This is a genomic window from Rugamonas rubra (genome assembly GCF_900114705.1).
In the GTDB taxonomy this organism is placed as follows: Bacteria; Pseudomonadota; Gammaproteobacteria; order Burkholderiales; family Burkholderiaceae_D; genus Rugamonas; species Rugamonas rubra.
This window is the reverse complement of record NZ_FOTW01000025.1, coordinates 1-13,382: the sequence shown is the minus strand read 5'-3', so window position 1 is coordinate 13,382 and position 13,382 is coordinate 1. Positions and strand designations below refer to the sequence as shown.

The 13,382-nt window shown below is 58.4% G+C and carries 10 protein-coding genes and 2 pseudogenes; 1 reads left to right on the top strand and 11 read right to left on the bottom strand.

The features are described 5' to 3' along the window. Nucleotides 1-44: 44 nt before the first annotated feature. Nucleotides 45-755 (top strand): GntR family transcriptional regulator, encoded by a 711-nt coding sequence (locus tag BM252_RS23325; protein ID WP_093390075.1) that lies wholly within the window; start codon nucleotides 45-47, stop codon nucleotides 753-755. 94 nt (nucleotides 756-849) lie between these two features. Here the strand turns inward: BM252_RS23325 and BM252_RS23320 are convergent, their stop codons facing one another. The 11 genes and pseudogenes from BM252_RS23320 to BM252_RS23280 form a co-directional block, all read right to left on the bottom strand. Continuing rightward, nucleotides 850-2,223, bottom strand: coding sequence for an 8-oxoguanine deaminase (locus BM252_RS23320; RefSeq protein ID WP_093390074.1), 1,374 nt, complete (start codon nucleotides 2,221-2,223; stop codon nucleotides 850-852). 125 nt (nucleotides 2,224-2,348) lie between these two features. Further along, nucleotides 2,349-3,701, bottom strand: a complete 1,353-nt coding sequence (locus BM252_RS23315) for a nucleobase:cation symporter-2 family protein (protein WP_093390073.1) — start codon at nucleotides 3,699-3,701, stop codon at nucleotides 2,349-2,351. A gap of 607 nt (nucleotides 3,702-4,308) precedes the next feature. After that, entirely contained in the window at nucleotides 4,309-4,722 is a 414-nt protein-coding gene (locus BM252_RS23310) for a hypothetical protein (protein WP_139236697.1), read from the bottom strand. 625 nt (nucleotides 4,723-5,347) lie between these two features. After that, nucleotides 5,348-5,539: a hypothetical protein gene (locus BM252_RS23305; protein WP_174900647.1), complete on the bottom strand. Its 192-nt coding sequence runs from the start codon at nucleotides 5,537-5,539 to the stop codon at nucleotides 5,348-5,350. 158 nt (nucleotides 5,540-5,697) lie between these two features. Next, the gene (locus tag BM252_RS30410; protein WP_139236695.1) at nucleotides 5,698-6,048 is read right to left on the bottom strand and encodes a hypothetical protein; all 351 of its coding nucleotides are present in this window, start codon (nucleotides 6,046-6,048) and stop codon (nucleotides 5,698-5,700) included. A 96-nt stretch (nucleotides 6,049-6,144) separates the two neighbouring features. After that, nucleotides 6,145-6,948 (bottom strand): hypothetical protein, encoded by an 804-nt coding sequence (locus tag BM252_RS30405; RefSeq protein ID WP_139236693.1) that lies wholly within the window; start codon nucleotides 6,946-6,948, stop codon nucleotides 6,145-6,147. After that, entirely contained in the window at nucleotides 6,945-8,495 is a 1,551-nt protein-coding gene (locus BM252_RS30400; RefSeq protein WP_139236691.1) for a hypothetical protein, read from the bottom strand. The genes BM252_RS30405 and BM252_RS30400 overlap by 4 nt, the downstream gene beginning before the upstream one ends. A gap of 133 nt (nucleotides 8,496-8,628) precedes the next feature. Further along, a pseudogene (locus tag BM252_RS23295) lies at nucleotides 8,629-9,153 on the bottom strand (IS3 family transposase); the annotation flags it as partial. A 68-nt stretch (nucleotides 9,154-9,221) separates the two neighbouring features. Further along, the gene (gene ltrA / locus BM252_RS23290) at nucleotides 9,222-10,739 is read right to left on the bottom strand and encodes a group II intron reverse transcriptase/maturase (protein ID WP_093390070.1); all 1,518 of its coding nucleotides are present in this window, start codon (nucleotides 10,737-10,739) and stop codon (nucleotides 9,222-9,224) included. A 675-nt stretch (nucleotides 10,740-11,414) separates the two neighbouring features. After that, nucleotides 11,415-12,109: pseudogene (locus BM252_RS23285) on the bottom strand (IS3 family transposase); the annotation flags it as partial. Between the two features lie 52 nt (nucleotides 12,110-12,161). Further along, on the bottom strand, nucleotides 12,162-13,382 hold a 1,221-nt coding region (locus BM252_RS23280; protein WP_174900646.1), incomplete at its 5' end, for a hemagglutinin repeat-containing protein.

Below are 13,382 nucleotides of genomic sequence, written 5' to 3'. Positions count from 1 at the left end.
AATCCGGACGGCCAACCATTCCAGGGACAATCATTTCACCACCTATGAGCAAGCCAATCGCAGCGACGCCGGAACGCGGCAACGGCGGCGACAGCTCGAACGAGATCGCCAACAGCATCGCCGAGGCCATCGCCGCCCGGCAACTGCCGCCCGGCACCAAACTGCGCGAAGAGGCGCTGGGCCGGCTGTACTCGGTCAGCCGCACCAAGATCCGCGCCGCCCTGTTGATCCTGTCGAAGGACAAGCTGATCCAGATCGTGCCCGACAAGGGCGCCTTCGTCAGCCAGCCCAGCGAGACGGAGTCGCGCGAGATCTTCGCCGCCCGCCGCATCATCGAAGCGGCCTTGGCGCGCGAATTCGTCGCCAAGGCGCGGCCGGCCGACTACAAGGCGCTGGAGAAGCACTTGAAGGCCGAGCGCGCCGCGCTGGCCCAGGTCAACACCAAGGTGCGCTCGCAGCTGCTGGGCGATTTCCACGTCATGCTGGCCGAGGTGGTCGGCAACCACGTGTTGAAGGAGATCGTGCACGAGCTGGTCGGCCGCAGCTCGCTGATCACCATGCTGTACCAGTCAGACCGGGACGCCGTCTGCTCGTCCGACGAGCACGCCGCCTTCCTCGAAGCCGCCAAGGCCGGCGACGCCGACAAAGCCGCCAGCCTGATGCTGCACCACCTCAGCCACGTCGAAGGCGCGCTGCGCTTCGACGGCAGCGTCAGCGAAGGCAAGCGCGACCTCGTCACCGCCCTGCTGATGTAAAGAACCAACCGGGGTCAGTGCCGACATTCGGACATTCAGCGCGTGAATGTCCGAATGTCGGCACTGACCCCGACTGCTGAGTTCGCGTCTGAGCTTAGGCGGCGCGGGTGCCGGTCGCCAGGGCGAGGATGCGCGCCAGCTCGTTGTGGCGCTCGATCACCAGCGGCAGGTCCACCGTGCACATCTGGCCGTCGCGCACCACCACCTTGCCGTTGATGATGCTGTGCGAGACGTTGGCCGGCGTGCAGAACACCAGCGCCGCCACCGGATCGTGCAGCGCGCCGGCAAAGCCGATCTGGTCCAGCTTGAACATGACGATGTCGGCCGCCATGCCCGGCTTGAGCGCGCCGATGTCGTCGCGGTTCAGCACCTTGGCGCCGCCCAGGGTGGCCACCTCCAGCGCCTGGCGCGCCGTCATCGCGTCCGGGCCGAAGCCGACCCGCTGCAGCAGCATCGCCTGGCGCACCTCGCCCAGCATATGGCCCGAGTCGTTCGAGGCGCAACCGTCCACTCCCAACCCGACCGCCACGCCGGCGTCGATCATCTTGCGCACCGGCGCGATGCCCGAGGCCAGCCGCATGTTCGAGCACGGGCAATGGGCGATGCCGGTGCCGGTGCGGCCGAACATGTAGATGCCGTCGTCGTCCAGCTGCACGCAGTGGGCGTGCCAGACGTCCGGGCCGACCCAGCGGCAATCCTCGGCGTACTCGGCCGGCGTCATGTTGAACTTCTCGCGGCTGTAGGCGATGTCGTTGGCGTTCTCGGCCAGGTGGGTGTGCAGCGACACGCCGAAGCTGCGCGCCATGCCGGCCGCCTCCCTCATCAGATCGCGCGAGACGGAAAACGGCGAGCACGGCGCGACGACGATACGCTGCATGGCGTAGCGGCCGCTGTCGTGGTAGCTCTCGATCAGGCGCTGGGTGTCCTTGAGGATCGCCGCCTCGCTCTCGACCACGCAATCCGGCGGCAGGCCGCCCTTCGACTGCCCCACGCTCATCGCGCCGCGCGCGGCGTGGAAGCGCATGCCGATCTGGCGCGCCGCCGCGATGCTGTCGTCCAACTTGCAGTCGTTCGGGTAGATATACAGGTGGTCGCTGCTGGTGGTGCAGCCGGACAGGATCAGCTCGGACATCGCGGTCAGCGTCGACACGTGCACCATTTCGGCGTTCAGGTTGGCCCAGATTGGATACAGATTAGTCAGCCAATTGAACAGCTCGCCGTTCTGCGCCGCCGGGATCACCCGCGTCAGGCTCTGGTACATATGGTGGTGGGTGTTGATCAGCCCCGGCAACACGACGTGGTTGGCGGCGTCGATGATCTCGTCGGCCTGCTGCGGCAGCTCGGCCGTGCTGCCGACCTGGACGATCACATTGTCGCGGATGAAGACGGCGCCGTCGGCGATTTCGCGCCGCTCGTCGTCCATGGTCACCAGCACGCGGGCATTCTTGATCAAGAGGGTCTTAGTCATTTTGTGTGTAGAAGAAAAGGAATGAAAAAACACTGCGGAAACAATGCACGCGCACTGCGGAAACAATGTGACAATCCCGCGCCGGCGATGGCGCGCCGGCGCGGGAACTTGAAGCAGGCGCTAGTTTAAGCGGCTTCCAGCTCCTGTGTCAGGAAAGCTTGCGGCACGTCCTCGTCGTCCTCGTCGTGCTCGACGGGACGCTCGGGCAGCACCAGGTTGAGGACCACCGCCACCAGCGCGCCGACGGTGATGCCGGAACCGAACACCTCCTTGACGAAGGACGGCAGCTTGGCCAGCAGCTCGGGCCGCACCGTCACCGCCAGGCCGCAGCCGATGGCCACCGCCATGATGATGCTGTTGCGCTTGGTGCTCTCCACCTTGCTGAGCAACTGCACGCCGGCCGAGATGATCATCGCGAACATCATCAAGCCGGCGCCGCCCAGCACCGGCTTGGGTATCGTCACGACGATGGCGCCGAGCACGGGAAACAGGCCGGCCAGGAACAACAGGCAGCCGGTCAGCGCGACGACGTGGCGGCTGGCCACGCCGGTCAGCGAAACCACGCCGACGTTCTGCGCGAAGGTCGACACCGGCGGGCTGGACATGACGGCGGCCAGCGCCGAGCCGAGGCCGTCGCACAGGATGCCACGGGCCAAGGTCTTGCCGCGCATCTTGGTGTTGGTGGCGGCGCCCAGCGCCATGAAGGTGCCGGTGGTCTCGACCATGGTGACCAGGAAGGCGACGGCCATGGCGACAATGCCGGCGAGCGGGAAGGTCATGCCGTAGTGCAGCGGTTGCGGCAAGGCGAACACCTGGGCCTGCTCGACAGCGCTGAAATTAATCATGCCCAGCGACAGGCACAGCAGGTAGCCGACGAACATGCCAAGCACCACGGCGGCGGCCGAGACGATGCCCTTGCCAAACTGCACCAGCGCGATCACCGTCAGCAGCACGAAGGCGGCGATGCCCAAGTTGGCCGGCGCGCCGTAGTTGGCGCCCGGGGCGAAGCCGCCCGCCGCCCAGTCCACCGCCACCGGCACCAGCGACAGGCCGATCATCGTCACCACCACGCCGGTGACGGCGTGCGGAAACAGCTTGCGGATCTGCGGCATGAAGCAACTACCGACGATCATCACCACCGAGCCGGCCAGCGAAGAACCGAGGATGCCCGGCACGCCGTGCTCCAGGCCGACGCTAATGGCCGCGCCGACGAAGGCGAAGCTGGTGCCCATCACGCAAGGCAGGCGGATGCCGACCGGGCCGACGCCCTTGCACTGGATGAAGGTGACGACGCCGGAGCCGAGCAAGGCGGCGTTGATCAGGGCGACGATCTGGTCGCCCGGCAACTTGAGCGCGGCGCCGACCACCAGCGGCACGGCGATGATGCCGCCCAAGGCGGCGAGCATGTGCTGGGCGGCCAGCAGGATGGTGGTGAGCAGCGGCGGTCGATCTTCGACCTGAAAAAGCAGGGTATTCATTGAACATGTCTCCATCTATTTTATTTTGGTAGTGGGCGGTGCGTGCTACGGACAACTCGCGTGGCCTACCCGGGGCCACGCGCAAATCAAATCATTGCATCGCCAGGCGGACGGCGAAGGCCGCGTTTGGCGTCAGGGAATCTGTTCTGTGTTGCTGTGCTAGCGCTCCGGCCGCTGGCCGCGATGGAGACGTTTGGTGCTACTGATGTCAACGATATTGCCGTCGTGTGGATTCCTTGTCAATCAATTTTGTATACAATTTTTGGATATCACACAACAGGATGGGGCGAGAAAAAGCTCCTTTTCAAGGGCTTCTCAGAGGGGGAATGGAGCGGAGGCGTGGCAGCGTACATGGTGGCCGGAATGGCGGATTTGCGACGCCCTGCCCGCGTTTGGCGCGAGCCTACAAGCGATTGTGGACAATATTACAGCGCTATGGCGCTGCGGGAATGGCAAGGTGGGGCTGGACGTTTGGCGGGCTGAGGGCGGCGCCGGCTCGGTCGAGGGAGAGTCTGGCCGGCTTCGACCAGATCTTATTGGAACTGCAAGGGAATGCGGGCGGCACGCTTGCCCGGCCGCCGCGAGGTGCGGAGGCCGGGGCGCAAGATCAGTGAACCAACCTCGCCGCTGGGCGCCAGAAACGGCTAGGCACGCTGCCGGTCAGTTGGAAGCGTTCGATCACCGACCAGGCGTGCGTCGCCTGCTCGGGGAAGGCGTCGGCCAAAGCCCGCAACACGTCGCAGGCGGCGGCGCGGACTTCCTTCTCGGTGTAGTTGACCTCCTCTGGATCGCTGCACAGCTCGTCCAGATCGGTCCACACGGCATAGGTCCGCTCCGTCAGCTCAGAGTCCACCTCCTCGATCAACCAGCCCGGATCACCTCCGATGCCGCCCTCCGGCCCCAAAATACTGTACAGGAAGGACGAAAAACACGGTGCCGCATGCGGCGGAAACGCCCAGAACATCACCTGGTACAAATTGTGATATTCATCGCTAATTTCATCTAATTTACCCCATATCATCTAATATTCCTCAATTCGACTTCGCACCTCAATGACACTGCGGCAACAAGGATTTCCCCGAGCCCTCGCTATGTCGGTAAGCGCGAAACAAATTCATCAAACAGCTTTGCGCGTATAACTTCTGAACTACCAAACTACCATTCATCGGAATATTATCAATAAAGCCAGTTCTGACTATGTTGATTAAATAGAATCAATTCTATTAAATTAATATTGCACGATGCGCAAATAGCTGACCACGTACAGGACGTTGACCGGAGTTTGCCAAGCAGACGGCGGTCGTTGCAAAGAGTATAGAGATTAGATTGCTATATAGCAACTTCTATTATGTGAACCTGTCAGTTCTGACAGGTATGGAACGCCATATCGTGGCTAATACGCCATTATTCCGATTAGAAATATGGGCAGACAGGCAAGCTTGTGAAATAATAGTTTGATTCAATGCGCCTCAATTAAGTTGGAAGCACTGCAGCCGAACCAGATACTTGCATATTGATAGTATTTTGATTTTCACTTTATATAGCTTATTTAGCAATATTGGTCCGCACGAACGTAGGATGTGGCCACATCAATTGGACTCAAAACGCACGTCCTTGACGATCTGTTTTTTGCCCCAGGAAAAATTTCACACTCTGGCGACCTCGGCGCCATCCTTGCTCTGGGGAACGCACCCGCCGCTGATCTTGACGGTCTTTTCGCCCTGCATCGACAGCGGCAGCTCGAGCGCCGAGCCGTCAGGGACGGTGTGCGTCAACTCGATCTGTTCCACATAGTCGTCCACCAAGGCGACGATAAAAACATTGTCGGCCTTGAGCATGTACTTATCATGCTGGAAGGCCGCATCCGGAACGAGGCAGATTTCCGATCTTCGAATTCTCGACAATTTGCTGCTGCGACCAAGGGCCTTGCGGATTGAATTCGCCTCATCGCGCGCGCCATGTCACAATATTCGGTTAAAAATAGCATGGATTCTAATTATTGCGCGTACCTATGATCCTTAATCATTAATGGAACAACGATGTCCGTCCATACTTTAGCCCCCCATTTCTGCCATTCGGTAGGATGTAATAATGTCGATATCCATGAATTTATTACATTCATGGAAATATTGAACTCCTCATCATCAAGCGCTATAAAGGAATATACATTCTGATATATCCATTCATCATTTTTTATGCTACCCAGTATTTCCTGATGATTTAGCAGAGCCTCATCAAGAATATCTCCAAATGCATCCCAGGCCTTACTATTTGTTCCATTTCCAGACAAATTCTCTGCTGAACTAGGAAGATTTCTATTTTTTAAGCCGACAATAATGTAACTCATATTCCCTTCTTCAATAAAACGGAGCGCGACAAATTGTAGCTGGATGCGTTGAGGGTCAAGGGTGGCACTTTCATCTGCAATGGGTTATAGGTTAAATTACGGCATAGGTTCGATTCTGACCGACTCAACTATGTGGCGCAACGTAGTCTTCATCCGTTCATGCTCAATCGGGTACTCCAAGGATTCCTGGCTGGCGCCGAGGCTGATAGCCATAGTGTAGCCGGTGTCACCAATGGGAACTAACCAGCCTTGAAACCATCCCCCAGCGGCGCCAGGTCGTCGTGGAGCTAAGGCACTTTCTTCTATCGTTTGGGTCCATAAGAAATTGCCTCCAACTCGCTGTTGTGACCATTTTCCTGCAGGATTCCACAATGTCCAATTGGCACGCCAAGTTGCGACGTCCCATTTATGCAAACGCACTATCAGCGCATGACTCGACACATACCAAGAATCAAAGCACATAGACTGAAGACCTACCTCTATCTCTTCGTCGCCGGTTTTCTGGCGCACGCCATTAATTTTTCCGTACGTTGGGTTCATAATTTTTACGCTGCGGACAAAGCGGTCAACGTTATCTGGCTTCGAAGGATTAGGACTGATCTGCCATGTCTTTCCGTCCGCCTCAAAGACGGCTGGAACTTCAAAAACTTCGCCGAAATATCGCCTATCGACGTGCAATGTTGGTAGTGCCCCCATCCTACATGTCGCGGCATTTGCAGGCCATTGATATGCGATGCGATACTTATTCAAAAAATTTAACTGATACGTGTTATAGATCCTTCCCAACGGCAAATCTAGGGCGCCGGGACGTAAATATTTCTCGTCATTTTTCGTCACAAATTGCTGAACGCTGCAGGCTGTAAGTGTTGTCACCATCAGGCCGATAATTATTATTCTCATTTATTATCCTCATTTACATTCCCACTGGTCTTATCTTCGCCCAATCGTACGCCTCCAAAATACTGGATCAACATCGCATTTCCAGTTGTTGTACCTTTTGGACCGAATGGAAGCGGCGTCTCAACTTGGGTACAATCTTTCGCACCGCTGCCATAACAACTATGCATACTATGACTGGTGTCATAGACCTGCCACAAATCCATCACAGTCCACGAGCCGGGATTTGCACCTGAAAATATCGATGTTGAAACAGGATCGTTGGAAAAATAACTGTATGTAATATACTCATTCTTCGCTGGATTGTTAATTATTTTAGCGGCGGCGGCAGTATAGTCATTTACATTGGCAGCGCCCCCCACACCGCGCACTGTCAAATTCGTATTTGTATATGTATTGCCACTCTCGTTGAGGCGGTTGGCCAAGATAGTGAATGCGCTCTGCTGTATCAATGTACCACGGCTGTGCCCTAGCGAGTTAGTCGGCAGGTCGCCTCGGCTAGCCAGCAAGAGCGCATAGGTTTCAGCTCCGTTGGTATAACCAAGAAAATTTGCCGCGCCATAGTCCAACGAACTGATGAGCTTTTCATAGCCAACCCCCATCAGCTCCGACAGCGGGTTATTGGCTTTCTCCACGTGCATCAAAAATATCGTTTTTGGTTTTTCACCGTCCGGATTTTGGGGAGTCTTGTCGATATTCGCCGAATTTTGATATGTCAGCTGCAATGCTCGATCCAGGGTGTTGAAAATACCGTTGACGCTTACTACCGTATTCGGATCGATTGCATTCTTAACATCATCCATCGTCGCCAACGTGCCAGTGACACTCTTCGGGGCGTTCACGCACGACGCCTCCAAGCATTCCACTTTGTACAAGCCCGGCGCCACCTCCATCCTGGAGCGATATGCCTCATCAGTCAACTTCGTCACGGTCTTGATGGTCTCCTGCTTAATTGCCTGATCCGCCTCGACAGTCGCCTTCATGCTCTGTACATCCTGCTTTTGTGCCACGACATGGGCATTGGCCGTGTCGCGGTTCAGGCCGGCGATGGCTTCCGCACTACTCTTTCCGCTCAGCTGCAATTGCAACGCCTCGTCGCCGATCGTCACCGCGCCGACACTCACGGCTCCGCGGGTTTGTCCGGATGAATCACCCTCGTCACCGGTGCTTCCCAGCGCATTGGTCAGCACGCCCTTGCTGGCACCGTACTTACCTTTCTGGAACATATCACTGCTGAGACTATACCCACTGCTGCTAGCCGATGCGCTGGCGTGGTTTGCGATGTCGCTGGTGGTCAAGGCCGCCGTGTTCAAGAAATTGGCGCCCGCCGCGATGGCCTTGTCCGAACTGGACACCACGCCGCCGTCCAACTGCGTCTTGCCGGTCACATTGAGCTGAAAACCGCCATCGCCGGCCTTGATGCCGCTCTGCTCGATCACGCTGAGGAAGTCTCCCTGCGCCTTGGCTTTGCTGAAGCTGGCGCCTACCGTGCTGGCTCCGACACAAACCGGCGGCGGGCAAATGCTGACTAAAGTGGACCCATCGGTCAAGACAGTTTTTCAGCGAGTTTAAGCTGTGTCCGTTTCCAATACTGCAGCTGGTCGGCGCTGCCCCGTGATCCCACTTCGACGCCGCTGGAGAGCTCCATCCTCCAGGGGCCGCCCCCGGCAGGGCTTGCCGCGTTCACGCCGCTTCGAGCACGGCCATTTCCACACTGCCATACTTGTCGATGATCAGCGCACCACCGCCGATTCCACTGCGATAGACGCCGGCCGGCGTCTCGTATCCGAGGGACTGGTGCGGTCGCTCCGCGTTGTAGAACGCGAAGTATTGCGCCAATCCGACCATCAGCTCGGCCATGTTGGCGTAGCCCTTCAAGTACACGTCCTCGTATTTGACGTTGCGCCACAGGCGCTCGACGAAGATGTTGTCCAAGGCCCGCCCGCGCCCGTCCATGCTGATGTCCACACCTTCGCGTTTGAGCACGTCCGTGAACGCCTTGCTTGTGAACTGCGAACCCTGGTCGCTGTTGAAGATCTCGGGCTTGCCATGCTCACGCAGGGCATCCTCCAGGCAGTCCACGCAGAACGATGCGTCCATGCTGTTGCTGATGCGCCAGGACAGCACCTTGCGGCTGTACCAGTCGATCACGGCCACCAGGTAGGCGAAGCCGCGCGCCAGCCTGAGTAGAGTAAGAGGCAGGGCGTAGTTGAACTATTTCCCTGCCTCTCCTCTCCGAACCGGACTTGCACCTCTCAATGCATCCGGCTCTCCATTTAAGTGCTGCTCATAGCAAAGGCAACATCTGCGTAGCGCGACTCAATGGTTCGTCGCGCCTCGCCACGTACGATGTATGGATTTTCCGACGGGGTCCGCCATTTGAATCGCCCCTTGCGGCTTGTGATGAGGCGCCGAAGCGCTATCGCCCCATACCAACCACGACTGTTGCGGCCTTCCACTACCCATGTCTTTGCTTGCCCCGGTTCTGGTTCACAGACATGGTCGCGCATCAGTGACGGGAAGCCCCGCCGATACTTACGCGCAAGCCAATACCCGAATTTCCAGAAGACGGTGCGGTCCATCTTGCTGAACATGGTGGCCGTAAAGTCGGTGTACTGATAGAAGTTCGCCCATCCCGCAAGTTGCCGATTCAGACTTTCCACGACATCAATCCGGTTTCCACCGTAATCGCCCGACAGTTGCTTGACCAGTTTCTCGGCAAAGCGTCGGTACTTTTCCCACGGTATTGTGCTAACAGGCCGCATGCGGCCGCGTGGTCCTCGCTTGCGGATGATGCGATGGCCGAGAAAAACGAAGCCATCGTTGACGTGCGTAACATGGGTCTTCTCCATGTTCAGCGTCAGTTTGAGATGGCCCTCCAGAAACCCGCGACACGCTTCACGTACTGCTTCCGCTTGCGCCTTGGTCCCCTTTACGACCACAACAAAGTCATCTGCGTATCGACAATACGATATTGCTGGTATCCATTGCCGGTTCTCCCGCACGGCAATGGGCCGCCGATTGAGAATACCGAAGTTCCACGCCCACCGGTCTTTGCGCACCTTCTTGCAGAGGTAATTCATCTCCATCCAAGTATCGAACTCGTGCAACATGATATTGGACAGCAACGGTGAAATTACCCCGCCTTGCGGAACGCCTTCGCTTGCTGCTCGAAACAGACCGTGATCAACGCATCCTGCCTTGATGAATTTCCAGAGCAGTGCCAGCAAGCGCTGATCGGCGATACGCCTACGAATTCCCTTCATGAGCAAGCGGTGATGTACGGTATCGAAATAGCTGGCGAGATCACCCTCGATCACCCAGCGGCCTGCGGTACTTTCAGCACCACCATCTTGCAGTTGAAGTTTCACCGTACGTATCGCGTGGTGCACACTACGGGCCGGTCTGAATCCATATGACGCCGGATGGAAATCGCTTTCCCATATCGGCTCCATCACCATCAGAATGGCCCGCTGCACAATTCGATCACGAAGACAAGGAATGCCCAGTGGCCTCATTTTGCCGTTCGCTTTCGGAATCAGTACTCGTCGCGCTGGCAACGGGTTATACGCCCCCGCCAACAGCTCGGTACGGATCGTCGCAAGTTCAGCGTGGAGATTCTCTTCCATCTGAACTTTGCCGATGCCGTCAACGCCTGGCGTCTTGGCTCCGCTGGAGGCCAGCGTAATACGAGCCGCTTCACTAAGCCAAGCTATGTCGGCGACCAGCCTCAGGAGACGGTCGAACTTGCGTTCATTGTTCTCCGTCGACCATGTCGCCAGTTTGCTTTGCATTTCACTGATTATCAAAGGTCTTCACCTCATTGTGGTCAGTTAATCGACCAAGCAAACCACTTAAACTGCCCCCCTTCGCCATGTGGCCGGATCTCCCGGTCTCGGACTACTACGGAGGCTCCGCCAGCTTGCACATCATCGGGGGCACACTCCCTTGGCATCTGTGCAAACATTCCCCAGTTCACATGCTGGACTCAACGCATGGGCGAGGTTGCCTATCGCAGCCTTTATCCTTGCTTTCCGCAAGTCGTCGCGGATGTCATGGCCTAGCTACGCGCTCTCCAAGACGCCATGCCGGGCAGCGTAGCTGTCTGCCCAGCACTCGTGATTTTTAGCTCGTACATGTAGCTAAAACCAATCCCCGTCCTGCCTGTTAAACGGTGTAGGCAGGGGTGACATTTCAACCCTCAGGTACGGATTAATAGGTTCGTGTTCCTCAACCGTCCCATGCTCAGCCTAGAGGTTCATCTTGGCGTAACCGCTTCGCCGCAAACCCCGTTTCCCACGGACTTCGTCACCTTGCCAGTGTCGGCAAGTCACCGCCGCTTCGGCTCACTTCCTCTCGTAGCAGAAGAAGGGCATTTCCCGAAAAAAAAACACAGTCGGGCACTGCATTCCAGACATGCTCAAGCAGCTTCACCCCCATGCAGGCGGGCTACGCTGGCTGGGCGTACTATACGTTATGTCCGTGCTCCACACCTGATTCGGCCGCGCCACGGGCACGCCCCGCAGAAGGTACGGATAGACCTTGTGCTGAGGATGCGCCTTGCTCGTGTTCGGCCCTGGCGCCATGCCCGCCAGCCCCATGCTGCGCATCAATCGCTGCACGCGCTTGCGGTTGACGACATGGCCCGCCGTGCGCAGGAACACCACCATGCGCCGGCTGCCGTAGAACGGCCGGCACGTGTATTCCTCGTCGATCAGCCGGCACAGCAGCAAGTCCTCCGGGGCCGCGTCCTGCGACACCTTGGCGGTGAGCCGCCGGTACACCGTCGCGCGCGGCACTTCCGCCAGCTCGCACTGTCGGCTCAAGGGAAGTTCCTCAGCGCCGTCGATCCAGTCCATCCTGGCTTCGGTGGTCACACTCCCAACTTTTTTTTGAGCCAGTCATTTTCCATCTTCAGCCGGCCTATCTCGCTGTACAGGCGGTCCTCGCCACTCTTGTCCTCGGCCGGCTTGGGGCCGCGTTTGGTCTCGAACAGGGCACCGGCCGATTCAAGAATCTCCTTCTTCCACTGCCCGACCAGTTGCGGATGTACCCCATACGCCTGCGCGATTTCGGTGATCGTCTTCACCCCGCGCACCGCCTCCAAGCCGACCTTGGCCTTGAGTTCCGGCGTGTGCACCTTGCGCTTTTTCGTTTCACTCATTTGCTGTCATCCCTTCGAGGACGACAGCTTAAACTACCCTGCGATCACTGTCTCAAAATGTGGATCCACTATAGACGTTGAACCCTGCACTGACCTGCTTGCTCGCGTACTTGCTGCTGTCTTGCCGGCTTTCGACGTTGAAACTGCCGCCGATCTGCGCCACCACCTTCTCACCCGAGATCACACCTCCCTTAACATTGGTGTCGCCGCCGCTGGTCACCGTGACCACGCCGCCGCCCTTGACATGGCTATTGCTGTGGCTTAAGTCGTCGCCGTCGGCGCTGCCACGCGCCTTGGACGCTGCGAAGTCGAACGTCATGCCGGTCTGCGCGCCTCCGAACGCAATTCCTATGCCGATGCTGGTGCCACTCGAGCTATTGGTGCTGTGCTGGCTCACCGTGCTTTCGGCAGCCAACAGATTGACCTTATTGTCCGCAAACAAAGTGATGTCCTTGCCGGCGCTGATGTCGGAGCCGATGGCGGTGATGTTGCTCTCCTTGCCGCCGCCCGTCGCTTTGATGTTGACGCTGCCGCCGGCCGCGATGGTCGAACCCACCGCGACGTTGGCACTCTGCACAGTATTGCTTTCGCTTTTGGTATTGCCAAGGCTGACGCTAATCTTGATCCCCGTCATATCACCTTTCGCCAGGTCCGCCGCGCTGTCAATACCGTCGAATGCGTTTGCGGCGATGTTTGTTGCTGCCAACGCCTGCATCCGCGAGTCTTTGGTGGTCTTGCCTGCATCGACCATTCCCTTGATGCCCTTCACCGCGTTAATCAGCGGCACGCTGACCGTGCCGCCGATCGCCGTCTTGGCATATGTCATGTGGTCGGTGCTGTCGGTCGTGCTATACCCGGCGTTGACCAGCACGTCCTTGGCCGTGATGGCGATGTCGCCCCCGGGCGCCTTGACCTGGCTGGCCGTCTGCGTGTAACGCCCGCCCGCCGTCAGCTCGACGTCGCCGCCCAGGCTGGCGATCTGGCTGCCGACCTGGGTGCTGTTGGCGTGCTTGCCGTCGGTGGTGGTCTTGACGGTGCCGATGGCCGGCTGGAAGTTGCTGCCGATGGTGCCCGACTTCTTGCTGCTGGTGGCGTAGTCGCCCGTGTCGCGGTCGGCCGCGCTGACGATGCTCAGGTCGCCCTTGGCGTTGATGCTGACCTTTCCGTCGGCCACCACCGTGCTGGCCTTGACCAGCGTGTCGCGCCCGCTGGTGGCGGCGATGCTGCCGCCGCTGAGCACGCTGCCGATCTGCCGCACCGTGTCGCCGTTGCC